Here is a 26,462-nt window from a genome sequence, read left to right as displayed (position 1 = left end):
AAAGGTCCTCAAAAGTGTGTTGGAACCCCTTTACATACTGGATGAGAAGGTCTACTGAAACGCGCCCCCGAGGCGGCGTTGTGGAGGCATTCCAGCTGGAAGAGCTGCTGATGCTGAGTGCGGCTCCTATGCCCGTGGATGTGATCGATCCGAGTCTGACCGCGGATGCAGATACCAGTGCCACAACTGGTGTCATTCCTGCCCCATCCGTCGATGGTGTGGAAACGATGCAGGTCGCAGATGTGCCTGCAGAAGAGTCGTCCACTCTGAGTGACTCTGTCGATGATCTGCTGCAGGAGTTCGGGCTGTCCGATGCGTTTGACGAGGCAAATCGCGATCTGGAACTCGTATTTATCGATGAGTCGACCGACCATTACCAGCAGCTGATTGATGACCTGCTGGCCCAGAACGACGAGCAGCGTCAACTCGAAATCATTCTACTGGACAGTCAGCAGGACGGGATCCTGCAGATCAGTGAAGCGTTACAAAATTATTCCGAAGTCGATGCGATCCATTTTGTTTCGCATGGAACGCCGCAGTCGGTCAAACTGGGGGCGACCTGGTTGAGCCTGGAGAATCTCGATCGCTTTTCGGAAGCCATCACCGGCTGGAGTGAGTCGTTCTCTGCAGGAACCGATCTGCTGTTTTACGGATGTGATCTGGCAGCTACCGCTTCCGGTCAGGAATTGCTGAGACAGATTCAGGAACTGACGGGAGCCGACATCGCCGCGAGTTCAGATGATACGGGTGCGTCCAGCCTGGGGGGAGACTGGGATCTGGAGTATGAACTGGGGGATCTGGAGACCGACGTGGTGTTCTCATCCCTGGTACAGAATGAATGGCTGGGTCTGCTGGCAACGGAGACGGTGCGTGATCAGTTCGGCAGTCAATCATATGGCAATAATGACGGCACCCAGAACTGGAATGGTAACTGGGTGGAGTACGATAACTCGGGAGGCGCTCAGAGCGCCAGTACCGGTGATGTCAGAATCACCGGTGGTGAACTGCGGATGGTGGGCGACAGCGGGGCCGACAACAGCGTGACCCGTGAGGTCGATCTTTCCACGGCTCACGATGCCACTCTCTCTTTCGATGCGGTCTCCAGCGGAACCGAAGCTGGTGACACCTTCTCGGTCCAGATTTCCGATAATGGGGGGAGTTCCTGGACCGTGCTGGATACCCTGACGGATTATAACGGAGCCTATAGCCGGGATATTTCGTCCTACATGGCAGCAGATACACAGATCCGTATCCAGATTGAATCAGGCTATGATGGCGGTTTGCTGGGGCTGCTGTTTGTCGAGTATTTATACATCGACAATGTGCAGGTGAGTTACACGGTCAACGAAGCACCGGAAATCACTTCTGATGGTGGCGGAGCAGCGGCGGTGGTGAATGTGGCTGAGAATTCGACGGCCGTGACGGCCGTAACCGCGACCGATGGGAACCTGGATACACCGACCTATGCGATTTCGGGTGGCGCAGATGCGGGTCGTTTCACGATCGATGACGTCACGGGGGAACTCGCCTTTATCTCTGCTCCCGATTATGAAAGTCCGACCGACAACAACACCGACAACATTTATGAAGTGATTGTCGAGGCCAGCGACGGGTTTGGCGGTAGTGATACGCAGACCATTCTGGTGACCGTGACTCCCGTGAACGAAACACCCGCCGCAGCAGATAATACGGTGACGACCAGTGAGGACACGCCTTACACGTTTACCGCAGCCGACTTCAATTTCAGTGATATCGACGGCGATACCCTGGCGAGCGTACGTATTACGGCTCTGGAGACGGTTGGGGCACTGCAACTGTCAGGTGTAGATGTAACGCTGAACCAGGTGGTCAGTCGGGCCGACATTGATGCGGGCAATCTTACATTTACTCCGGTCGCGAATGCCAATGGCTCGAGTTACGACAGCTTCACATTTACTGTCAATGATGGCGCACTGGAGTCTTCATCCTCGAACACCATGACAGTGGATGTGACCGCGGTCAACGATGCACCAACGGCTGCTGACAATACGGTGACCACCAGCGAGGATACGACTTACACGTTCACCGCAGCCGACTTTAATTATAGCGACATCGAAGGGAGTCCCCTGGCGAGTGTCCGGATTACCGCTCTGGAGATTGTGGGATCTCTGCAATTGTCGGGTGTGGATGTGACATTGAACCAGGTGATCAGCCGGGCTGACATCGATGCGGGCAATCTCACGTTTTCACCAGTGGCGAATGCCAGTGGTACGGGTTACGACAGTTTCGGATTCACTGTGAACGACGGGACGCTGGATTCTGCTCTCTCCAATACGATGACCGTCGATGTCACTCCGGTAAATGATGCACCGACGGCTGCTGACAATACTGTGAGCACCAGTGAGGATACTGCTTACACCTTCACGGCGGTCGATTTTAATTTCAGTGACATAGAGGGAGATTCGCTGGCGAGCGTGCAGATTACTTCACTGGAAACGGTGGGGGCTTTGCAACTCTCGGGCGTGGATGTGACACTGAACCAGGTCATCAGCCGGGCCGACATTGATGCGGGCAATCTCACATTTACCCCGGTGGCGAATGCCAACGGGGCAGGTTATGCCAGCTTCGGATTTTCCGTGAATGACGGGACTGCAGACTCAGTTTCCTCGTATGCCATGACGGTTGACGTCACGCCTGTGAATGATGCCCCCACAGCGGCGGATAACACGGTGACGACGAATGAAGATACCGCATATGTCTTTACTGCCGCGGATTTTAATTTCAGCGACATTGATGGGGATACACTGGCAAGCATTCGAATCACGACCCTGGAAACCCTGGGAGCCTTACAGCTTTCGGGGGTAGATGTGACGTTGAATCAGGTGGTCAGTCGGGCTGACATCGATGCAGGCAATCTGACTTATTTGCCAGCAGCGAATGCGAGTGGTACGAGCTACGACAGTTTTGGATTCACAGTCAATGACGGGACGGTGGATTCAGTCACTGCCTTTACGCTGACGGTCGATGTGAACGTGGTTAACGATGCACCGACGGCTGCGGATAATACCGTCACGACAAGTGAAGACGTGACCTACGTTTTCACCGCCGCCGACTTCAATTTTAATGATATCGACGGTGATCCGCTGACGAGTGTGAGAATTACATTGCTGGAGACTGGGGGGGCCTTACAGCTTTCAGGGGTGGATGTGACGCTGAACCAGGTGATCAGTCAGGCGGATATTGATGCGGGAAACCTCACGTTTACGCCGGTCGCGAACACCAGTGGAACCAGTTATGACAGTTTTGGATTCACTGTAAATGACGGTGCCGCCGATTCCGCTGCTGCGTACTCAATGACCGTGGATGTGACCTCCGTCAACGATCTGCCTACAGCGGCGGATAACACGGTCACGACCAGTGAAGACACAACTTTTACCTTCACTGCAGCAGACTTTAATTTTAATGATGTGGACGGGGATTCGCTGGCGAGCGTGAGAATCACTTTGCTGGAGTCGGTGGGATCCTTACAGTTATCGGGCGTGGATGTGTCGCTGAACCAGGTGATCAGCAGGGTGGATATTGATGCCGGGAATCTCACGTTTACGCCGGTTGCGAATGACAGTGGTTCCGGCTATGACAGTTTCGGATTCTCGGTGAATGACGGCACTACAGATTCCGCGGTATCCTATACGATGACTGTGGATGTAATTCCCGTTAACGATCTGCCCACGGCGGCGAACAACACCGTTTCCACGAATGAAGACACCCCTTATGTCTTTTCAGCTGCTGACTTCAATTTCAGCGACATCGATGGCGATTCGCTGGTGAGTGTGAGAATCAGTTCGCTGGAGTCGGTGGGGGCCTTGCAGTTATCTGGTGTGGATGTGACGCTGAACCAGGTCATCAGTCGGGCGGACATCGATGCGGGAAACCTGACGTTTACGCCAGTCGCGAATGCCAGCGGCGTCAGTTATGACAGCTTTGGTTTCTCGGTGAACGACGGTACTGCCGATTCCGTTGCTGCATATGTCATGACCGTCGATGTCATACCGGTGAACGATCTACCCACGGCGGCTGATAATACGGTGTCAACCAGCGAAGATACGGCATACACCTTCACCGCAGTCGACTTCAATTTTAGTGACGCGGATGGGGATACGCTGACGAGTATTCAGATCACATCGCTGGAGTCTGTTGGTGCGTTACAACTTTCGAGCGTGGATGTGACGTTGAATCAGGTGATCAGTCGGGCGGATATTGATGCGGGGAACCTGACGTTTACGCCGGTGCCGAATGCCAATGGAGCGGCATATGACAGTTTCACTTTCACAGTGAATGATGGCACCGTTGATTCTGCTGGCGGATATACGCTGACGGTGGATGTGACTCCTGTGAACGACGCCCCGACGGGGGCTGACAATACGGTTACCACCGGTGAAAATACAGTCTACACCTTCACTGCAGCTGATTTTGGGTTTGGGGATATCGATGGAGATGCTCTGACGAGAGTGCAGATCACTTCACTGGAAACGGTGGGGGCCTTACAGCTTGCAGGCGTTGATGTGACATTGAACCAGATTGTCAGCAAGGCTGATCTGGACGCCGGGAATCTGACGTTTATTCCGGTGGCGGATACAAGCGGTGCGGCTTACGACAGTTTTGGGTTCACTGTGAATGATGGTACGGTCGATTCCGTAGCCACAAATACGATGACCGTTGATATCACGCCTGATCCAGGCAATATGATTCTGGATCAGTTCGGGACACAGTCATACAGTAACAATGATGGGACCGTGAACTGGAGTAGCAGCTGGGTCGAGAGTGACAGTTCCGGTGGTGCTCAGAGCCCGAGCAATGGTGATGTGCGGGTGATGGGAGGCACGCTGCGGATGGTTGGTGAGAGCGGTGCAGACAACAGTGCAACGCGCGAAGCCGACCTGTCGATGGCTCACGATGTGACCCTGTCGTTCGATGCTCTTTCTTCAGGAACTGAATCCAACGACTCTTTCTCGGTACAGATCTCGGATAACGGCGGAAGTTCCTGGACTGTGCTCGATGTACTGACCGACTTTACGGGTAGCTACAGTCGGGACATCTCTGCCTGGGCAGCCGCTGATACGCAGATCCGCATTCAAATCGACAGCGGCTATGATGGCGGGCTGCTGGGACTGCTGTTTGTCGAGTATTTGTACGTCGATAATGTGCAGATCAGTTATACGATTAACAATCCGCCTGTGATCACCTCTGATGGTGGTGGGCCGGCGGCGATCGCGAATGTCGCTGAAAATACAACCGCGGTGACCACGGTGGCTGCCAGTGATCCGGATCTGGATTCCATGAACTATTCCATCAGTGGCGGAACGGACGCGGCGCTGTTTACGATCGATAATCTGACAGGTGAGCTGGCCTTTATCAGCCCGCCTGACTACGAGAGCCCCATCGACGCGAATACTGACAATGTGTATGAAGTGACCGTCTCGGCGAGCGACGGTTATGGCGGTTCCGATTCTCAGACCATGCTGATTACGGTGACGCCGGTAAATGAGCCGCCGACAGCAGCCGATAATACCGTGACGACGGCTGAGGAGACTCCCTACACGTTCACGGCTGCGGACTTCAACTTTATTGATGGGGACGGCGATAGCCTGGCGAGTGTGACCATCACGTCCCTGGAGTCGGTGGGCACACTGCAGTTGTCAGGCGTGGATGTGAGCTTGAACCAGGTGATTTCGCGGGCGGATCTCGACGCCGGTAATCTGACGTTTACGCCGGGTCTGAATGCCAGCGGTACCGGATACGACAGCTTCGGGTATTCCGTCAACGATGGGACGTTTGAGTCGACTGGAACCTATACGCTGACTGTCGATGTGACGCCGGTCAATGATGCACCGACTTCATCAGACAATACCGTGACGACCAGTGAGGATGTGCCTTATGTGTTTACCGCCGCTGATTTCAACTTCAGTGACATTGATGGTGATTCACTGGCCAGCGTGCGGATCACAGCGCTGGAAACGGTGGGGACGTTACAACTATCAGGCGTGAATGTGACGCTGAACCAGGTGATCAGTCGGGCCGACATTGATGCGGGGAACCTGACGTTTACGCCGGTCACGAATGCCAGTGGGACCGGTTATGACAGCTTCGGTTTCAGTGTCGGCGATGGTACGCTTTACTCGTCACCCGCGAGTACCATGACGATCAACGTGAATGCGTTTAACGATGCCCCCACAGCGGCCGATAATACAGTGACGACTAATGAAGACGCGCCGTATATCTTTACGGCTGCCGATTTCAACTTCAGCGATGTGGATGGGGACCCGCTGACCAGTGTCAGGATTACCTCTCTGGTGACGTCAGGAGCGTTACAGTTGTCGGGCGTCGATGTGACATTAAATCAGGCGATCAGCCGAGCGGATATCGATGCGGGAAACCTCGTGTTGGTTCCAGCGGCGAATGCAAATGGAACGAGTTATGCCAGTTTTACGTTCACTGTGAGTGACGGGGCACTGGAATCGACTCCCGGAAATTTACTGACGGTCGATGTGACACCGGTTAACGATGCACCGACGGCCTCTGATAACACGGTGACAACCAGCGAGGATACTGCTTACGTCTTTACTGCCGCTGATTTCAATTTCAGCGACATCGACGGCGATTCTCTGGCCAGTGTCAGAATCAGTGCGCTGGCTACTTTGGGAACGCTGCAGTTGTCGGGCCTGGATGTGACACTCAACCAGGTGATCAGCCGAGCCGACATTGATGCAGGGAATCTGACGTTTGTGCCGGTGCCTGATGCCAACGGCGTGGGGTATGCCAGCTTCGGCTTTGTGGTCAGTGATGGTGCGCTGGAAGCGTCAGTACCAGGTACGATGACGGTGAATGTGACTGCAGTGAATGATGCACCGACGGCTCTGGATAACACAGTCACTACGGATGAAGATACGCCTTACACTTTCACTGCAGCGGATTTCAATTTCAGTGACATCGATGGAGATCCCCTGGCCGGGATTCAAATCAGTACCCTGCCAGCGGTAGGCATCTTGCAGCTGTCCGGTCTGGATGTGATTCTGGGGCAGATTATCAGCCGCGCGGACATTGATGCCGGTGATTTGACCTATGTACCAGTGGAGAACGGCAATGGTGTGGCTTACGCCAGCTTTGATTATGTGGTCAGTGATGGCAGTCTGGAAGCGTTAACTTCGAGCACGATGACCGTTGATGTAACGGCGGTCAACGACGCACCGGTGATCACTTCCAGCGGAGGGGGACTGAGTGCGACCCTGCGGCTTTCCGGAGTGCTGTCGACAGTTGCTACCATTGAAGCGACCGATGTTGAACTGGGGCTTCAGATACTGACCTTCTCAGTCAGTGGGGGGCTCAACGCGGACCTGTTTAACATTGATGCGAATACAGGCGAACTGTCATTTGCAGCGTCTGCAGAGCTCGATTCGCCTCTGGGGGGAAATATCTTTGAAGTGGAAGTGCAGGTCAGTGATGACCTGGGAGGAACCGCGACACAGATACTGACGGTAATCGTGGATCAGGTGAATCAGCTCTTCCCCTCCAATCCGGATCAGCCAGACGATCCAGGCAATTCTGATGATCCCAGTCAGCCTGATCCACCCGATGATACGACGGACACAGGGGGATCGGGAGACGGCTCCGGCAGCGGTACCGGGAATGAAGATATCATCTTTTCTGAACTCCCTGCAGGAGAGGGGGATCTGTTAGCAGAACGGGGCCGGGAGACACAAGTTGATAGCAGTGTATTTTTCAGTAATGGCTCTCCCGTCGATACCGGTACACCGGGCGGCATTCTGCCCGACTTTTCGGTTGTGACTTCGACCAGCAACCTGGTTACGGATTTTGGCTACGAGGCCGGGGGCTGGCATACGACGCGGATGGCGCTGCTACAGGCATCCTTCGATCCAGTGACGCACAGGCTGGAAGTCAATACGGCGAGTGTGGTCTATTCTGAACTGGTGAGTACCCGCTACGAGGACATTCAGGAACAGGTAAACCTGACGGCTGATTCTGAACAGCGACTGATCAGTGCCGCGGCGGTGGTCACGACGACGGTTTCATCCGGGTTGTTGATCTGGCTGTTACAGGGAGGCTATCTGATGGCGGGGCTGGCCAGCAGTCTGCCGACCTGGCGATTTATGGACCCGATTGCGGTGCTTGACCAGTTTGGTGAGGTTTGCGACGAGGAGGGAGATTCTCTGCAGAGTATTATCGAGCAGGCCGAAGCCTCCGCTCCCGTTAACGAAAGTGAGTTGCTCTAATGCGTGTTTCAGTCACTTTTCGAATTGTCGCAGGACTGGTCATACTCACGCTGAGTACGATGTTGATTGCCTGCAGCCTGAATCTGGCTCCGAACCTGTCGCGGTTGCAGATGGAAGACCGGGCCCGCTACTGTGAGGCACTGGCGGTCAGCAGTTCGCTGTTTCTGACCCAGGGGAATTCTGAAGCACTCCAGGATTATCTCGAAGCGGTCGTACAACATAATCCCGATATCAGCAGTGCCGTGCTCAGAAAGCAGGATGGAGAGGTCTTTCTACACGCAGGTCCGACAGTCAATCTGGCTGATGCTGATCTCGCCAGCAAGTTCAATCAGGTTCGGATCGAACTGCGGGAGCAGAATCTGGCCTGGGGACAACTGGAGATTTATTATCCGGAAAAGCAGGCGGGACTATTGTCCCTCTGGCACAGGCCGATGACACGCTATATCGTTTTTGTCATTGGATGCTGTTTTCTGCTGTTCGTTCTCTTTCTGCGGAAAACCCTGCAATCGCTAAATCCGTCCCGGGTGATTCCGGGACGGGTGCAGGAAGCATTAGATACGCTGGCCGGTGGCCTGTTGATTCTGGATACGAAAGAGCAGATTGTCCTGGCGAATAAAACGATTGCACGCGCACTGCGGACCACGCCCGAACAGTTGCAGGGGCAGCCGGTTGGCAAACTGCCGTGGATGATTCAGAGCGAGACTGAGGTTGAATCGGAAAGCGTACTGCCCTGGACACAAGTCTTAACGGATGGGGCAACCCACAAGGGGATTACATTGTCACTGGAAAGCAATACGACAGTCGCTGACTGTTTTGTTGTCAGTTGCGCACCGGTGCTGGACGATGAAGGCAGATCGCGGGGAGTGCTGGTCAGTTTTGAAGATGTGACCGAACTGGAGAAAAAGAAATCCGAGTTACGCGAGATGCTGCAGGCATTGCACGAATCGCGAGAAGAAATTCAGCAGAAAAATCAGGAACTGGAATACCTGGCGACGCGCGATCCGCTGACCTCCTGTCTGAATCGACGTTCGTTCTACGAACAGATGGAGACCCTCTGGGCAGAAGCACAAGAGCAAGGGACACCATTGGGGTGCGTGCTGCTGGATATCGATCATTTCAAGTCGATCAACGACAATCATGGGCACTCAACCGGTGACCTGGTATTAAAAGGAATTGGTGCGACGCTGATGGAACTGGTCACAGCACCGGGTGTACTCTGCCGTTATGGGGGAGAAGAGTTCTGTATTCTCCTGCCGGGACATGACATTGATCAGACCGCCCAGGTGGCCGAGGAGTACCGCCGGGCAGTCGAGCGTCTTGAATTCGAAGATTTGAAAGTGACCTCCAGCTTTGGTGCGACTGCCGTCAGCCTGGGGGCAGAGAACGCCCAGGACCTGTTGGACGAAGCCGACAAGTGCCTGTACGCCGCCAAACGGGGCGGGCGAAACCAGGTTTCGCGGTGGGACCTCGTTCCCCGGGATATGGACTTCAGCGAACCAGTCGCGCGGGAACCGGCGCCTGTTGGACAGACGCCCGATTCACAGGGGCCTGCAGTGCAAGAGCCCGCGATTTCTTCGGAAGCGGCGTTGCGGCTGGGTCAGACCATGGACGGACTGGGGCAGATGATTGACAGGCAGGACTTTGATGGACTTGCGAAGCTGGCAGATGAAATTCACACGCTGGCTGCAGCGCAGAACTTGCCTGAAGTGGCTGCGGCGGCCGATCAGTTACGAGATGCTGCGACGACCATGGATGTGGTTGAGGCGATCTATCTGACCAACCGGCTCATGGAGCAGTGCCAGGAATATCAGTCACAACTCATCGAAACCGTTGCGGATTAAAACGGACTGAGTTCCGTTTCTGCCTGCAGCGAGGCGAAATAGAGGTCGGCGTCCTGTTCCCATTCGGTCAGTTTACGGACTCCCGGTTGGAGCGTGCTTTCCATCAGACCCTGTTCCTGATGTTCGTATCCCAACAGGTGCAGGAGCTCGTGGCGGATGACTGTCCAGAGATCGACCTGACCGTCTGCGTCGCTGTCCGGCAGAGCGACTAAGGATAAGTCGTCTGTTTGCTGAAATTCACTATGATCACGAGGTGTCGGATCGATGAACCAGCCCTGACCCGCAGCGGTGGAGTCGAGATAGATCGTATTCTCTGCTGCACGTCCCAGCACAGATCCCTGGAGATCAACGACCTGGACCTTGATCGCGTTCCGTTGCAGCTGATCTTCTGGAGAGAGCTGAGATGTGAGATCTGTTTTAGCCGTGTGCAATACCTCTTCCGCTGTGGTCTGAGATAAAGGAGTGGGATTCTGTGGTGCAGGGACAGCTGCGGCAAGTGTTAACTGATTGTTCCACGCGTCCGGATAATTGAGGGGATAAATGATCGCAGGCGATTCGAGTTTGCGTTTGCCGTAATTGCTGGCGAACAGGAGCAAGTCTTTGAATTCAACACGATCGTTCTGATTCAGATCAGCAAACCAGGCATAATCGGATTGCGACTGGCTGGGTATCTCGCCATAGACACTGGCGAACAGGAGCAAGTCTTTAAACGTGATGGCATCATCGTCATTGAGGTCATAAGGATTCGCCCAGATACTGGTTGTCTGCAGCGGGCTGTCGGTGATGGTGACGGGTAAACCGGAGACGAGGCTGACTTCTGCAGAGGTAAAAGTGAGCTCCAGGTCATGGGGACCGATCTGCTGCTGTTCCAGATCCAGGTCGACACCATCGTTGGCCAGCGATTCAAATTTGATGCGGGCAAAAAGCAGGTGCTCGGAAACTCCCAGATCGGTCTGGGCTGTCTCTGCAGACAGGCCGGTGATGCTTCCGGAGGCATCGTCAATGGTGCCGCTCTGATTCAGGGAAAATGCAGGCCCGAACTCGATTGCGGTTGCCGTGGTATAGGCACTCTGATAGTTCAGGTCGAGACTCGTGGAGAAGATTCCCTGGCTGAAATTGTCATCCGTATTTACCCAGAGTTCCACCCAGAACGAGGACCATTCCAGGACGTCTGACTGGTGATCAGGTAAATTCGAGGCGGTACCATTCGCGTTGATTTCTGTAGGGGAGTTGACAACCTGCATGTTGATTTCAGCAGATACTAATTCTCCAGAGTAGTCAACGAATACACTGAAAGTGTGCTGAAAGAATCCATTATCCTCCTGGGTATCCAGATCACTATCAAGTCCACCATCTTCGACAGTTACGGTGATGATGGCGACACCAGTTTGGTCTGCTACAGGTGTGAACGTCAGGCTGCCTGTTTCCGCCGGCGAGTTGTAAATTACGGTCGGATCGGGAATCAGTGCCGGGTGATTGCTGGTCGCAGTAACCCGCCTGGGGTTCGTTGCCGCACCACCTGCTGTGATACCGGTAAGGTTAACTGTCTGTTGTGCTGCATTTTTATCGAGACTGAGATCAGAGATTTCATCGATGCTGGTTTGAACCAGTCCCGTTCCCTGCGATCCCGCATAGACCTTTCCCTGATCCGAATAAGAAATGTAGAACGCATTATTGACTGCATCCAGTATGATCCGGGGAAGCTCGGTTCTCGAATTCTGACCCGAGACGCTGTTATTTGCAGAGAGAGGACCGTTGATTCCGTTGGTTCCATTGCCAAAGGTCACTGCTGCGAGGTTGTAGTTTGCCCCCATATCCCATCCAGGGCTGGTCACCAGAAAATTACTGTTGTCGAGAATTGTCAGTTCATAGGTTCCTTCGGGATCGTTGATGCCGAGGTAATCATAATGAGACGATCCCACAAGACTGTTATTGGCTGAGATAACGCCACTGGTGCCTGTTGAACCATTGCCTAATGTAATCGCTCCAGCGTCCTGAATGGTGCCGTTATCCCAGTAGCTGGCCATTACAACGTAATTTCCGTTTGGGAGAGCGTGCACACTGTTAAAACCTGTGAAGCTGATGTCTCCGACAAGGTCACCAATTTGAGTGCCAATCAGACTGTTCTCAGAGGAGACTGGTCCCTGGACCCCGGTAGTGCCGTTACCGAAAGTGACTGCACCTGCATTTGCCTCTAAACCAACCGACCAGTTCCGTGAACTGACGACGTAATTTCCATTGGTCAGGGGGATGACTCCGGTAAAGCCATCATAATTCGTGCCGCCTACAGTGTCGTCGCTGTCGGTACCAACCAGGCTGTTGCTTTCTGAGATCGTTCCTGTAATACCGGTGCTGCCATTGGCAAACGTGACGGCACCGGCAGCATAAGCGATGCCGTACTCTCCGTTCGGGTTGTTCCAGAAGGGACTGGTGATGACATAATTGCCGTTGGTAAGCACCGTAACTCCGGAATATCCCAGACGGTCATTATCTATGGTTCCGATCAGGCTGTTCGCAGCTGAAATCACTCCGGTTACACCCGTGGTTCCATCACCGAACGTGACTGCACCCGCGTTGTAGAGATCACCGTTATCCCAGGAAGGGCTGGTGAGAACATAGTTGCCATTGGGCAGGGCCGTGACGGCGGAAGTCTGCTCAAAATCCATACTTCCGAGTTCATCATCTGCGCTGGAACCTACGAGACTGTTGGATGCATTAATGATACCGCTGGTTCCACTGATGCCGTTTCCAAAAGTGAATGCGCCTGCATCCTGGTTGGAGCCATTGTCCCAGTCTGGACTGCTGACAACATAGTTACCGTTCGAAAGCGGCGTCACGGCAGAGATCCCTTGTGAATTGGTAAATCCCAGGCTGTCATCACTGCTGGAACCGACCAGGCTGTTGGCCGAAGTGATTATGCCAGTGGTGCCAGTGGTGCCGTTACCAAAGGTGACAGCACCTGCGTCGCTCAAATCATCATTATCCCAGAACGGGCTGCTGACGACGTAATTGCCGTTAGTCAGCGTGGTAACGAACGAGAGTCCATAGTAATCAAATAACCCGACCTGGTCGTCGCTGGAGGAGCCTACCAGACTGTTGGCTGCGGAGAGGACTCCTGTGACGCCAGTCGTTCCATTACCGAACGTGACGGCACCCGCATCGGTTGCGGAGCCATGATCCCAGTCAGGGCTGCTGATTACAAAATTTCCGTTGCTGAGTTCGGTAATACTACGCATGCCCCCCCAGGTCCAGCCGCCAATTTCATCATTTGTTGAAGAACCGACCAGGCTGTTGGTTGAGGAAATCACTCCGCTGATGCCTGCTGTTCCACTGGCGAAGGTGACTGCTCCGGCATTCAGGACCGAACCGTTGTTCCAGTAGGGACTGGAGACAATATAGTTTCCGTTGGATAAGACTGTGATGCTCGTTTCAGTACTGACACCGTTGAAAGCTTCAATGCTGCCTACATGGTCCGAGATCGAAGATCCGACCAGACTGTTATTGACGGACACAATGCCTGTGGTACCCGAATTACCGTTACCAAATGTGACAGCGCCAGCCTGTGTTACGGTTCCATTATTCCAATAGGGACTACTCACGACATAATTCCCATTCGGGAGCACGGTCACCCCCGAATTTCCGAGATACATACCGCCCACGTAATCATCTGTCTGTGATCCCACCAGGCTGTTTGAGGATGAGATGATCCCTGTGACTCCGGTGGATTGACTGCCCCAGGTTACTGCACCGACATCTCTCGTTCGCTGGACGAAACCTCCCTCTTCGATTCTGATCTGGTCCCAGTTGGGGGCGCTGACCACATAGTTTCCATTATCGAGGAGAGTGACTCCGGTACCGCCTACGGCATCATAGCTGGTCGTGCCGATCAGACTGTTACTGGCCGTGATGGAACCTGTTACCCCTGTGTGTCCATTCCCAAATGTAACAGCGCCGGCATCCTGTTCAGCGGCATTGTCCCAGTTAGGGCTGCTGACAACATAGTTCCCGTTCGGGAGGGCAGTTACAGCGCTGATGTCGTTGTTAGAGTTGATGCGCCCCAGATAATCATTGTAGTAGGTTCCCACCAGACTGTTCGAAGAGGAAACCGTTCCGCTGACCCCGGTATTTCCGTTTCCAAAGGTAACCGCTCCGGCATCGTCCCAGGAGCCGTTGTCCCAATAAGGACTGCAGATGACATAATTACCCGTCGCGAGGGCCGTCACTCCACTCAAACCGAGGCGATCGTCATCAGTCGAGCCGATGAGGGTACTGATCAGGTTTCCGGTAGAGCCATCGAACAGATATACCGCGCCGGCATCTTCTCCCCCTGTATCGTCCCAGGGAGCTGTGATCACGACATTGCCAGTGCTGAGGGGAACAACCGAGTCACCAAAACCATTGTCTGCGCTCGGATTGGGGTCGATGAATTCAGCAAAGGCGGCTGTGAGCAGCCTGCGGTCTTCTAACGATTCGATCAAACAGGCTGCGGGTTGTCTGCACTGGGTGGCTGCCCGGGCTGCGCGTCGTCGTTTCTGTTTGGCCTGCCGTTGGAGCAGTTGCGGAATCAAACGCAATGCAGCACAGGTGAAGTTGGATTTGAGTTTCATCAGTAAGCCCTCTCAGTTCCAGATTCGATCGCTGACAGACCCTCTGTCAGTGAATAGATCACCTTTGAGAGGGCGAACCCGACGCGGTATCGCAGGAAAAATACAAGAATCGCGGAATAAAAAGAGCGATCGGGCTTCTTTGCTGTTTTTATAACATAAACAGTGGAAAGAGCTTACGCTACGGTTCGTCACATGCTGTTTTTGCAGTATGAGAAATTCATTGCTGAGGCGACGCCTCTGCGATTGAGTTTCACTGGTTGTCGATCGATCAGGGCGGTTTGTCAGCGGGCGATTAATTGAGGCTGGCAGGGTGTAACAAGATTGTGGCTGCTGATTTCCGGAAAACGGATATCTTCAAGCCCAGTCGTGGCTTTCGTAATTATCGGCTGACTGTCGTTCTGTTTTGACTGCTGAGACGCCTGGAGAGTCGAGCGGTATGTCAGTCTGACGTGGTAAGATTGGTGATTTCTGTCTCAGAGGCACGTTAATTGCGATTTTCCTGATGCAGACTGATGTGACACTCTGTCGGGGCTTATGATCGTCGAGTCGGGGCTCCGTAAACGTGACTGAATATGACTGTCGGGGAACGAAAGACCGGGAAATACCTGCCATGCCTGCACAAGCGAGGGGAGTCCTGCTTACAGTGGTAATGTTGCTTACCGGCTGTACGGGATCTCAGTCCACGCTAGATCCTGCGGGGAAAGGAGCAGAGCAGATTGCGGATCTGTTCTGGTGGATGTTAGGTGGTGCGACCGTGATCTGGATTGTAATGATCGGCCTGACGATCTACTGCCTGCTGCTCAATCCCGTGGCCCATCATCGTCGTAAGTCAGCCCTGTTTATCATCGGAGGTGGCGTGATCGCGCCGACGCTGATTCTGACAACGCTACTGATTTTCAGTCTGAGCCTGCTGCCTCCCCTGCTGGCTCGTCCGCCGAAAGGTTCGTTGCAGGTGGAGGTCGAAGGGCGTCAATGGTGGTGGCGTGTGCGTTACCCTGATGAAAAGGAAGGGGTACTGGAACTGGCGAATGAGATCTACCTGCCCCGGGGAGAGCCAGTGGAATTTCTGTTGTCCAGCAGTGATGTAGTGCACTCGTTCTGGATCCCGGCACTGGGAGGCAAGGTGGACATGATTCCGGGGCGCACCACGCGACTGACGCTGCATCCGAACCGGGTGGGAACCTATCGGGGGATCTGCGCGGAATACTGTGGTGAGTCGCATTCATTCATGAATTTCAGCGTGGTTGTTGTTGATCGCGACGAGTATGAGCAGTGGCTGGCCGGGCAGCGTGCCTCGCGCGAGTTGCCGCAGGTAGCCGCTGCGCGGGCAGGGGAAGCCGTATTTCTGCAGTCGGGCTGCGGTGCCTGCCATTCGGTGCGCGGTACAGATGCAGATGGAACGATCGGTCCGGATCTGACCCATGTGGGGAGTCGCCAGACATTGGGGGCCGGACTGCTGACTGCGGACAGAGCCCATTATCGAAACTGGATCACAGAGACATCGCGGTTGAAGCCCGGCGTCAAGATGCCTGAATTTCGTGCGCTGACAGAGGAACAGCTCGCGAATCTGGTAACCTACTTAGACAATTTGAAATGAAAACGAACTGATGGAATCGCTACCCGCCACGACAAATTCAGCTGCGAATTCAGAATCAGAGCCGGAGATCGCGCCGTCCGCGGCCCGGCTGTTGAAAGCCTGGGAGACGCCGCGCGGCTGGCGTTACTGGTCGGCGGTGAATAACAGCGAGGTCGGTCTGTGGTATACGGTCACGTCGTTTGCCTTCTTCCTGTTTGGCGGTGTTCTGGCGCTGCTGATGCGAATTCAGCTGGCGGTGCCGGGCAACACGTTTCTGACGGCGGACCAGTATAATCAGATCTTTACCATGCATGGTTCGGTGATGATGTTCCTCTTCGCGGTTCCCATTTTCGAAGCTTTTTCAATCATGGTGTTGCCGGAGATGCTGGGAGCGCGGGATCTGCCTTTTCCCCGGCTGTCGGCTTACGGTTATTTCAGTTTTCTGATCGGCGGCATCTTTGTGTGTGGTTCCCTGTTTTTCGGTGCGGCGCCCAAGGGGGGCTGGTTCATGTACCCGCCGCTGACGAGTGCGTTTCAGGACGGTGTCGGCGCGGATATCTGGCTGCTGGGCTTAACATTTATTGAAATCGCCTCGATCGCTGCCGCGATTGAATTGATCGTGGGAGTGCTGAAGTGCCGTCCCCCCGGGATGCGGATCAACCTGATTCCCCTGTATTGCTGGTATATTCTCGTGGTGGCAGGAATGATCCTGTTTGCGTTTCCGCCGTTGATCGCGGGAGACATCCTGCTGGAAATGGAGCGGGCATTCGACTGGCCGTTCTTCGATCCGAAACGGGGCGGGGATCCTGTGTTATGGCAGCACCTGTTCTGGATATTCGGGCATCCGGAAGTTTATATCGTCTTTCTGCCGTCGATTGCGTTGATGGCGATGATGATTCCCACTTTCGCCCGGACGCCGATGGTGGGCTACAGCTGGGTGGTCCTCTCTGCAGTAGGGACCGGCTTCCTGAGTTTTGGTCTGTGGGTGCATCACATGTTTACGACGGGGCTGCCCGGGATCTCGATCGGCATCTTCTCTGCGGCCTCACAGGCCGTGGCAATTCCGACGGGAGTGCAGATTTTCTGTTTTCTGGCGACACTCACGGCGGGAAACGTGAAGCGTTCGGTCTGTCTGTTGTTTATCTTTGCGGGGCTGGCGACGTTCATCATCGGGGGCCTGACGGGTGTGATGGTGGCGGTGGCGCCCTTTGATTTTCAGGCGCATGATACATTTTTTATCGTCGGTCATCTGCATTACGTGCTGATTGGCGGAACGATCTTTCCGATTATGGCGGCCTTCTATTATTTCTTTCCGCTGGTGACCGGGAAGCAGCTTTCCGAACGGGTCGGCACGATTGTCTTCTGGCTGGTGCTGATCGGGTTTAACGTGGCCTTTTTCCCGATGCACATCCTCGGATTGCTGGGGATGCCCCGCCGCGTATTTACGTATCCTGCGGGCATGGGGCTTGATTTGTGGAATCTGATCTCCAGCATCGGTGCGTTTGTGCTGGCGGCTGGATTTGTCGTGTTTCTGATCGATGTTTTCAGGCCACGCCGGCAGCAGGCACTCTCGGAGCGGAATCCCTGGCAGGCGGGGACGCTGGAATGGCTGGCGGAAATGCCGGACCAGCCGTGGGGCGTGCGTTCGATTCCCGTGATCAACAGTCGCTATCCGTTATGGGAGCAGCCCGGTTTTGTGAACGATGTAGATGAAGCCCGGTTTTATCTGCCTGACGCCGAGGAGGGGAAGCGGGAAACGATAGTCAGCTCCGTAATCGATGCCACACCGATTCAGTGTCTGCGGGTTGGGGGGCCGACATTTCTGACGTTTTTCGCGGCGCTGTTTACCGGGGGCTTTTTCATTTTTGCGACGTATCACTGGTGGTGGCCGGCGATTCTCAGCGGGGTGATTGCCTGTGGTGTGATCCTGAGATGGGTCTGGACCGGGACCGCCTGGATACCGGAAAAGGAAAACAAAGACGTGGGGCTGGGAGTGAGTCTGCCGTTGTATCTCTCCGGTCCCCAGGCGGTCGGCTGGTGGGCCATGTTTATCACGATGACCGCGGATGTGACCGCGTTTATGTCGCTGGTATTCGGTTACTTTTTTTACTGGACAATTCACGACGACTATCCTCCCGAACCGCTGCCCGGCCCAGGAGTCTTCTGGCCCGTAACGGGAATGCTGCTGCTGCTGGTCGCTTACGGATTGACTTTACTGGCGCGGCACTGGAATCGTCGTGACTTCGGTGCCCGGTTCTACCTGCTGCTGTCACTGGCGGCGCTATTTACTGTCGGCGGGACCGGTGCGTTGCTGGCGGGGCCCTGGCTGACCGGACTGGACCCGACGGAGCACGTTTATCCGGCGGTGGTCTGGGTTCTGGTGGGGTGGACGGCGTTGCATGCGGTGCTCGGTGTGGTGATGCAGCTGTACTGTCTGGCGCGGCGGGCGGCGGGACGCATGACGGCCCGGTATGACGCTGACATAGTGAATGTGGCGTTGTACTGGCATTTTCTGGCGTTGACAGTGGTGATTACGGTCGGCGTGATCGCAGGATTTCCCAGTGTTTCATGAGGACGACGATGAAAGAGGACCGACAGCATTCTGACGAATTTCATGAACGGCATGAGCGCATCTGGCTGATGTTTCTCCCTCCGTTTATCTGGGCGGTGCATCTGCTGGCCTGTTATCTGACGGCAGCTATCTGGTGTGCCAAGCATGTCGGCATGGAGAGTGGTTTTATGACGGTACGAGTGGCGATCGGCGTTTATACCGCGGTGGCGGTCGCCGTGATGGGCTGGTTTGGCTGGATCGGATTTCGCAGGCATCGGCATCTTTCGCAGGATCTGTCTCCCGATGACGATACGCCGCTGGATCGATATCGGTTTCTGGGACTGGCCACCTTTCTGCTTTCGGCATTGAGTATTATCGCTACGCTGTTCGTCGCAGCTGTGGCTCTGTTTATCGGGAATTGTGACTGATGAAAATGACCGCAACCGAATATCGCACACAAGAGCAACAGCTCTCACCCTCAACTGAGGAGACGACCGGTCAGGTGGTGCCGGTGCAGCGCTGGCTGTTGCTGGCAGGGCTGGTCAGCCTGGTGATCGCCTGGCTGGGACCGTTGCCGCGACTGGCACACCAGGCGTTCTTTGCGCACATGACGATGCATATGCTGGTGGTGGCAGTGGCTGCCCCGCTAATCAGCCTGGCACTGGCCGGTTCCCGCTTCGATCCGGTGATCCGCTGGCCGGTATTTTTCGCGCCGATCCCTGCGTCTGTCGCGGAACTGATTATCGTCTGGGCCTGGCATGCACCGGGGCTGCATCATGTGGCCCGGATGTCGACCTGGGGACTGGTCGCGGAGCAGGGCTCTTTCCTGCTGGCGGGCATCGCGGTCTGGATCTCCGCTTTTGGAGGAACCTTTCCCCGGACACGGTCCCGGAGTGCTGCCGGCGTGGTGGGACTGCTGCTGACCTCCATGCACATGACGCTGCTGGGGGCTCTGCTAGCCCTGGCGCCGCGCTCGGTGTATGCACATCACCAGGGATACGGTTCGTTGTCCGCATTGCAGGATCAGCATCTGGGGGGAGCGATCATGCTGGTCGCGGGGGGGATCGTTTACCTGTCCGGTGGGGTCTGGTTGACGGTGGACCTGGTTCGAAGCGAACGACAACCCAAGGAGTGAAAACCATGAAACAGTCATACAAACAGGCACTGAAAATCATTGCGGTGCTACTGCTGGTGCTGGCCTGCGGCGGGGCGCTGGTCGTCGTGAGTGGCCTGATACCGATCAGGGCCAGTTCGGGACACTGGGCGATCACCAGCTGGTTTCTCAACTTCACCAAGGATCGCGCCGTAGCGACACAAAGCAGCGGCATCACTGTTCCGGAGCTGGATGACGCGGCGCTGGTGGCCCAGGGAGCCGGACACTATGAGATCGGTTGCAGGCAATGTCACGGCGCGCCGGAAACCGGGCGTTCGGCACTGGTGTTCGGGATGACTCCCAAACCGCCTGATCTGGCTGAGATAGTGCCTCACAAGGGGCCTGCAGAACTGTACTACGTCATCAAGCATGGCATCAAGATGACAGCGATGCCGGCGTGGCCCAATCTGAAACGCGAAGATGAAATCTGGTCCGTGGTGGCGTTCCTGCAGAAGTATCCGGAGCTCTCGCTGGCTGAGTACGAGCAACTGGTGTGGGGAGAACATAACAAGCAGAGTGGTCAGTCCATCGCTTCCGCAGAGGGAGAAAACCTGCAGGTGCCGCACACCGTGATTGAAGTCTGCGCGGGCTGTCACGGACTGGACGGTCAGGGGCGGGGCCTGGGGGCATTCCCCCGGCTGGCCGGACAGAACGTTGCTTACCTGGAAGAGTCGCTCAAAGCCTATCGCGGGGGGATGCGGCATAGTGGAACGATGCAGATCGTCGCGGGGCCGTTACAGGACGATGAGATTCAGGAAGTCTCCCGTTTCTATGCACGGCTGCAGCCTGCCGATCCTGTCGAGCGTACTGAACCAGGACGGAAATCCGCTGATATTTCTCCCGAAGAATGGAATGCGGCCGTGGAACGGGGAGCGAAGATCGCAGCGGAAGGGATTCCAGATCAGGGAGTGGGGGCGTGTGCCGACTGTCACCCGACAACACGTCAGTCGTTTGAGAATTCCTATCCGACATTGATCGGTCAGGCTCCGGATTCCCTGATGCGGCAGTTGGAACTGTTTCAGCAGCGGAAACGTGGGGGAACAAAAACGGCGAATTTAATGCACGCCGTCGTCGATGGATTGAAGCCGGAGCAGATTCAGGCAGTGAGCTTCTATTACGCCCAGCTGTCTGCACAGAAATCCCGAAAGAACTGAGCGGGATCAGTCACTCAGGACAGTCGCTGCCCCCTTCTATTTGTCCCCTGGCTTCAAATTCTTCGCAAACTCTGCTGCATAATCATCGAGAGCCATCTGATGCAGTATGTCCATCATCTCTAGTAAATCTTCCTGAGATGGTTCAGGCTCGTTGTGGAATTGGTCGAGAGGGTCGGGCATGAGGTGGTTATTTCTCTTGGGATGGTGCTTTGGGCAAATACAAATTTTTCACGTTTCCACTTAAAGCATTGAATTTGCCTGTGAGTACATCATCATTGACTTCGCCTGTAAATGTACCAGATAGGTTGTCATAGTTGTATTTACTTGATGTTTGTCGAACATCAAAACTTATTTTGTTTCCATCTTGCTTATAGTTTCTCACTTCAGCCTTACGCTTAAACAAGTCATCTCGGTTGCCATAGCTGTATCCCATATACTTCCAGATAATTGCACCATCGGATTTTATTTCAAGTGAAGGGTGATAGCTTTTCCCCCACTTACCGACCAATGATTGTACGGCGGGTTTATTGTCGCTTACCAGCTTACTTGAGACTTGAGGTGGAGACACTGCCGTACTCTTAGTGTCAATAATACGAAATTCAGAGACAATTGAGTCTAAGATTTGCTTATATTTTAATTTAAATTCACTTACGTAATTTTCAGCATCGTTTCGGTTGTCAAAATATGACTTAATAGTGTTCCCATCAGACCATTCTTTAAACTTGTCATTTTCGCTATACTTCCAACGTCTTTCAACACGGTACCTTTTAGATTCTTTGTACTGATTGATTAATGATAAATTTCTGCTCGAATACTTTACTCGGAATCGTATGTCCTTGTTGCCTTGCTGTTCTACAGCTTCATACAATTTTGCAGAGATGACTTTTTGTTTATATTTTGATATTACTTCTTGATATACACTTTCTTCACTGTCTATTCTGTATGCGAAACTGACCGTTGTATTAGGATATATTTTCCAGTTTCTACCTGCATCATAGCTAACTTCACCCCATATTTTGTAAGTCAATGAATCTGCTTGCTTACTTCTATCAAATAGCTGGTTATCAGGAATGGTCTTTTTCTCTTCCTCCATTTTCTTTTTCGGATCAAACAGTTGATCATCAGGAATTGGATTCAGCTTCATTCCCGGTTTAGGAGTAGATGCTCTTGGTGGGTCTTGTGTTGCTGACTTCAAAGGAAGAGATGGACCTTCAGCCGTATATGAGAAGTTATCAGTCAGTTTTAATTTTGAGTTCTTGTATTTTGCATGTGACCTTGCCGCATCTTCGCTCAATCCAGAAGTAACAACCTCTGGTTCTCTATTGATGTTGTTATACACCTTGTAGACGGACCATTTACCAGTCGATGTTGTCTGGGCATAGGTGGTGGAAGGGAACAAGAACAACAGCAGGACAAATACGGCATTTTTCAACATGTTATTTTCTCCAGAAATGAACGTCTAATTATGCAGTTCTTGCTGGAATTGAACGTCTAATTATGCAATTCTTGCTGGAATAATGTCAAGCTTTCTGATGGTAAAACCATTTGTGAGGCTCATATTTCGCTTGTATCACGCTGGGATAGGTGGGGAGAGGTTTTACCGAAAAAGAAAATGAAACGTCACAGGGGCGGTCAACAGAAAAAGGGGTCAGGACCAATCCTGTTCTGCCCGGCGGTTGCTCACGGCGGCTGATTTTAGGATCAGGAAATTGAGTGATTGTAAAATCTGCGGAGTGGTATTACGAGTACTTGTTCTCAGATAAATCGGGCAGGACTCTTTTCTGTTTTCACTCTCACTGGTTTCTGCTAGACATTGGGTATGCGCAGAGCCAAACGAATTTGTGCTGCCGGGGAAGAATTTCGAATGCTGAACAAGCCGCGTTGCGCGACTGATACGGATTGAAAACAGGGCGACTCTACGGTGGTCAGAAAAAGCATCGTCCGCGGCACCCCCTTCGACAATGAAAAATGGACCAGCAATACAACCGTTCGTCTTTCCCTGAAAAGCACCACACGTCCACGTGGTAATCCCCGACAGCTTTAAAGCTTTCCGCTACGGCGTTTGCGGTAGGTGATGTATACTGTGATGAACGTGACAACGCAGACTGCTTTCAGGATGAAGAGTGGAAGGGGTTGATACCAGGCGCGGGTTGAGATTTCGATCAGATCGGAGACTCCGAACAGCGCGAATGCGATGCTGCAGGTGATGGCTAGATCTCTGTTTTGCTGCCGGTGACGCAATCGGACTAGAAACAGACCCGCAATCGAAATCCAGAGAATTGCTTCAGCCAGATTGAGTATCTGATCCAGTTCCAGTGATTGAAGAAAGCTCATCCGAAGTCTGATTCCCGTAATTTATGAGCAACCTGTCAAGACGCTTGCGACTTCCCTCAAGATATTATAGCGATGCTCCCTGGGATTGAGTGCCTGATTCTGTTCCAGACTTCGAATTCTGTTCCCTGGTCAACGGTGAAGTCTGGCGCTGCTGTTCGCGTTTTTCAGCTGTTGGATTTTCAGCTTGGGTGGTGCGCCCCATTGCCTAAAATGGCTCGTTTGATCTGGCTGTTTCTCAATCTGCGATCGGCGTGCGGTCCGTAAAATGAATGGTCGCTACCAAAGTCGTTTTAACCGGGCTTAGGCCCCCTGTGGCTCATTTGGCTGACTGGCGCATCTGCTGTAAAGAGATCTGTCGGCTGTCAGGCATACTCCTTGAGTGCTGGTGAGGATTATGTGGAACGGCGTGGGGGCGTCAAGGGGATTGCCGGCGTTGAGTTCAGTGTGAGGTTCACTGAGTTGCTGGTGAGATGCATTTGAAATGCTCTGAAAGTGCTCCGAAATGATTTGAAATTCTACGAGACATTGGGAACCGGTGCTGTCTGTTCCGGTGAAAAACCGGAAAAATCGACGGCGATTCAGGTGATCCTGGGGCGCTGGTTCGCGGTGTTCCCGTGCTCGGATCATCCGCCTCGCGCGCGAAGCACAATTTCACAACTTTATGATTCGGGGAGTGCCGATCAAGGTCAATCTATTCAGTTTTGGAGACAGAAGTGCGCTGGATAAATGGGAGGGGGCTGGTGTCAAACCGTGACCAGAAAGTGAGAAAGGGGCAGGGAGTCTCAGAAATTTATAAAAACCTGGTCCCTGCTGATCGGTCAGCGAACCGTTTTTCGGTACTTGAGATGGAGAGAAGCACTCACGCGCCGGTGAATGCCTACCTGGTACTGATCTGCGCAAACCTGGAAACAGCTGAATGCGTTGCCAGTTATTTCTTGTGAGGAAGTTCTTGTTATTCCAATTTAAACATTACATAATGATCTTGAGGTGCAAAAACGTTCATACAAAGGGCCAAAGAAATGTTACGCACACCTGATCAAAGACGTGGATTTACACTGATTGAATTACTGGTATCTATTTCTATTATCGCTGTACTCATTGCACTATTGCTGCCTGCAGTTCAGCAGGCGCGGGAGGCCGCCCGGCGTTCCCAGTGCAAAAACAATCTCAGGCAGGTCGGTCTGGCGCTGCAGAATTATCATAGCGATTACCTGGTATTTCCGCTGGGGGTCAGGAACCAGTACCTTGGTTTCGGGTCGAGCTGGTGGGTGGGGCTGCTGCCTTATCTGGAGTATGGCACTCTTTACAACAAGTATAATCACGATGTCGCCAGCTGCGGGTTCACGCCTTTGAATCCGGCACTGGTGGCAGATGTCAGTATGCCTGTCATGCTGTGTCCGTCGAGTCCGCTGGAGGCCCGCGTGAATGGTGCCCTGGTACCCGGGGTGAATATGACGATGCCCCACTATGCGGGGATCGCAGGGGCGACGAATACCGGTACGGTGACGGGCGATCAACTTCACTTTTCGGATGATCTGTTTCCTTCCACGGATAACTCACTCTGTTGTCTGCCCCACCTGGATGGGCGGGTTGCTGCGGGGGGCGTGCTGATTCCAAATCGGACCATCGCGATTGGTGATATTACAGACGGTTCATCAAATACGATTGTGGTGGGAGAGATCTCCAGCTCGGTGCTGAAGTCGGGAGTCAGTTTGCGTGTCGACGCGGGGAATCCGAGTGGCTGGGCCGCGGGAACGGTGAGTGTCGGGACGCCTCCCCAATTATTGGGGCCAGGTGGTTTCACGCCGGCGTTTCCGGTGTTCAACCTGACAACGGTGCGTTATCCGATTGGAACCAAGGACGGCGGGCTGCCGGGCATTCATACGGATGGGGGGCCTAATAATCCACTGATTTCAGCGCATAGTGGCGGCACACAGTGTCTGTTGACGGATGGCTCGGTTCGATTTCTGAGTGAGAATATGAATCTGGAAACATTGAAAAATCTATGTACCCGCAACGACGGGAAGGTTCTCGGAGAATATTAACAGTAAGGGAGGTGATCTTAGAGCGAAAACGGAAGTAGCGATTCAGATTAACTTTGAAGCAAACTGTTTTTTAAATTCAGAATCCTGTAGCGTCACATGATTCACAATGAAAGGGCCGACTGTGATGAACCGAATGAAACTGACTTTGTTACTGGGAGCGTGTTTCCTGCTCTGCTGTCTGGCGGGGAAAACGAATATGGGCGAGGCTGCTGATAAAAAAACAAAGAAAGAGACCCCTCTGCTGACGACCTGTGTATGTAACCAGGTTCCATTGGGGCCTGTGGGAACTAACCTCTGGGCGTGGATGGCTTATCGTTATCAGTATGAAGACGACTGTGCGGCTGCCACTGCTGTCTCGATTATTAATTACGCTCCTTTAGACAGCTACCCGGAAACGTTATGCGTCGGATCAGGAGCCTGCGGCGATACGTGTTCACAGGCGAGAAAGGATAAGCAAAAGAAATCGAAAGGGACCGAGCCTGCTTTCCGGCATTACATGCATCCTCTGCCTGCTCGTCCGTCTGCACGGCTTGATTTGTATCCTCCTGAAACGGATTTTTATTACGAAGTTGTCAGTACGCGTTTTATGCAGTTTGGAACAGCAGCGCCAGATTTAAAGTGTGCCAAGTTATTTTTAATCTGCCTATCCAAATCAGAAAACCCAACAGATCAGTCTGATGCGATCTATTTCTGGTATGGTTTTGAGGTTGAAAAATTTGATAAATCCCAGGATAAAACGTCTATCAAATTGCCTTTTGGTTATTGTGAAAGGAGAGCCCCCTATCATATTGAGGATCGATCAGGTGGCTGGAGTGCAGGGGTGTGCCGCGAGTTTTCTCTGATCAATTATGGAGGTTCGCAGTATCTGATTCGCTTCAATCATTAAGAATGAGAACTGAATTCTGTAATTGAGCAACTGTTGTTCGAACAAAAA

The 26,462-nt window shown here is 53.5% G+C and carries 12 protein-coding genes; 9 read left to right on the top strand and 3 right to left on the bottom strand.

Translation table 11 applies throughout. The annotated features are described in order from the left end of the window. Nucleotides 1-80 precede the first annotated feature (80 nt). Entirely contained in the window at nt 81-8,267 is an 8,187-nt protein-coding gene (locus FYZ48_RS23185; protein WP_187782174.1) for an Ig-like domain-containing protein, read from the top strand. Then, nucleotides 8,267-10,108, top strand: coding sequence for a diguanylate cyclase (locus FYZ48_RS23180; RefSeq protein ID WP_149344791.1), 1,842 nt, complete (start codon nt 8,267-8,269; stop codon nt 10,106-10,108). Before FYZ48_RS23185 ends, FYZ48_RS23180 begins: the two co-directional genes overlap by 1 nt. On the opposite strand, the gene FYZ48_RS23175 is transcribed toward FYZ48_RS23180, so the two are convergent. Further along, nucleotides 10,105-14,715: a hypothetical protein gene (locus FYZ48_RS23175; protein ID WP_149344789.1), complete on the bottom strand. Its 4,611-nt coding sequence runs from the start codon at nt 14,713-14,715 to the stop codon at nt 10,105-10,107. The genes FYZ48_RS23180 and FYZ48_RS23175 overlap by 4 nt on opposite strands. A gap of 610 nt (nt 14,716-15,325) precedes the next feature. Between FYZ48_RS23175 and coxB the strand changes: the two genes are divergently transcribed. The 5 genes from coxB to FYZ48_RS23150 are packed head-to-tail and all read left to right on the top strand — an operon-like array spanning nt 15,326 to nt 21,149. Further along, nucleotides 15,326-16,312, top strand: coding sequence for a cytochrome c oxidase subunit II (gene coxB / locus FYZ48_RS23170; protein ID WP_149344787.1), 987 nt, complete (start codon nt 15,326-15,328; stop codon nt 16,310-16,312). 10 nt (nt 16,313-16,322) lie between these two features. After that, the gene (ctaD, locus tag FYZ48_RS23165) at nt 16,323-18,863 is read left to right on the top strand and encodes a cytochrome c oxidase subunit I (protein WP_149344785.1); all 2,541 of its coding nucleotides are present in this window, start codon (nt 16,323-16,325) and stop codon (nt 18,861-18,863) included. Nucleotides 18,864-18,871: 8 nt separating this feature from the next. After that, nucleotides 18,872-19,270 carry a hypothetical protein gene (locus FYZ48_RS23160; RefSeq protein WP_149344783.1) on the top strand — a complete coding sequence of 133 codons (399 nt, stop codon included), beginning with the start codon at nt 18,872-18,874 and terminating at the stop codon, nt 19,268-19,270. Beyond that, nucleotides 19,270-19,977: a cytochrome c oxidase assembly protein gene (locus FYZ48_RS23155; RefSeq protein ID WP_198422265.1), complete on the top strand. Its 708-nt coding sequence runs from the start codon at nt 19,270-19,272 to the stop codon at nt 19,975-19,977. Before FYZ48_RS23160 ends, FYZ48_RS23155 begins: the two co-directional genes overlap by 1 nt. Nucleotides 19,978-19,982: 5 nt before the next feature. Next, nucleotides 19,983-21,149, top strand: a complete 1,167-nt coding sequence (locus tag FYZ48_RS23150) for a c-type cytochrome (protein ID WP_149344781.1) — start codon at nt 19,983-19,985, stop codon at nt 21,147-21,149. Between the two features lie 187 nt (nt 21,150-21,336). On the opposite strand, the gene FYZ48_RS23145 is transcribed toward FYZ48_RS23150, so the two are convergent. Then, nucleotides 21,337-22,584, bottom strand: coding sequence for a hypothetical protein (locus tag FYZ48_RS23145; RefSeq protein ID WP_149344779.1), 1,248 nt, complete (start codon nt 22,582-22,584; stop codon nt 21,337-21,339). Nucleotides 22,585-23,189: 605 nt separating this feature from the next. Beyond that, entirely contained in the window at nt 23,190-23,483 is a 294-nt protein-coding gene (locus tag FYZ48_RS23140) for a hypothetical protein (protein ID WP_149344777.1), read from the bottom strand. Nucleotides 23,484-24,502: 1,019 nt separating this feature from the next. Between FYZ48_RS23140 and FYZ48_RS23135 the strand changes: the two genes are divergently transcribed. Both FYZ48_RS23135 and FYZ48_RS23130 read left to right on the top strand, forming a co-directional pair. Continuing rightward, complete coding sequence (locus FYZ48_RS23135) at nt 24,503-25,528, top strand: DUF1559 domain-containing protein (protein WP_149344775.1); 1,026 nt, start codon at nt 24,503-24,505, stop codon at nt 25,526-25,528. Nucleotides 25,529-25,652: 124 nt separating this feature from the next. Next, the gene (locus FYZ48_RS23130) at nt 25,653-26,414 is read left to right on the top strand and encodes a hypothetical protein (RefSeq protein ID WP_149344773.1); all 762 of its coding nucleotides are present in this window, start codon (nt 25,653-25,655) and stop codon (nt 26,412-26,414) included. Nucleotides 26,415-26,462: the final 48 nt, after the last annotated feature.

This window comes from Gimesia chilikensis (genome assembly GCF_008329715.1).
Lineage (GTDB): Bacteria > Planctomycetota > Planctomycetia > Planctomycetales > Planctomycetaceae > Gimesia > Gimesia chilikensis.
Note: the sequence above shows the minus strand (reverse complement) of the source record. Positions and strands in the feature narration are given on the sequence as shown.

Coding starts and splice junctions, on each gene's coding strand:
- FYZ48_RS23160 (WP_149344783.1), top strand. CDS start 18,872: ATGAAAGAGGACCGACAGCATTCTGACGAATTTCATGAACGGCATGAG.
- FYZ48_RS23135 (WP_149344775.1), top strand. CDS start 24,503: ATGTTACGCACACCTGATCAAAGACGTGGATTTACACTGATTGAATTA.
- FYZ48_RS23175 (WP_149344789.1), bottom strand. CDS start 14,715: ATGAAACTCAAATCCAACTTCACCTGTGCTGCATTGCGTTTGATTCCG.
- FYZ48_RS23130 (WP_149344773.1), top strand. CDS start 25,653: ATGAACCGAATGAAACTGACTTTGTTACTGGGAGCGTGTTTCCTGCTC.
- ctaD (WP_149344785.1), top strand. CDS start 16,323: ATGGAATCGCTACCCGCCACGACAAATTCAGCTGCGAATTCAGAATCA.
- FYZ48_RS23140 (WP_149344777.1), bottom strand. CDS start 23,483: ATGAGCTTTCTTCAATCACTGGAACTGGATCAGATACTCAATCTGGCT.
- FYZ48_RS23145 (WP_149344779.1), bottom strand. CDS start 22,584: ATGTTGAAAAATGCCGTATTTGTCCTGCTGTTGTTCTTGTTCCCTTCC.
- FYZ48_RS23180 (WP_149344791.1), top strand. CDS start 8,267: ATGCGTGTTTCAGTCACTTTTCGAATTGTCGCAGGACTGGTCATACTC.
- FYZ48_RS23150 (WP_149344781.1), top strand. CDS start 19,983: ATGAAACAGTCATACAAACAGGCACTGAAAATCATTGCGGTGCTACTG.
- coxB (WP_149344787.1), top strand. CDS start 15,326: ATGCCTGCACAAGCGAGGGGAGTCCTGCTTACAGTGGTAATGTTGCTT.
- FYZ48_RS23155 (WP_198422265.1), top strand. CDS start 19,270: ATGAAAATGACCGCAACCGAATATCGCACACAAGAGCAACAGCTCTCA.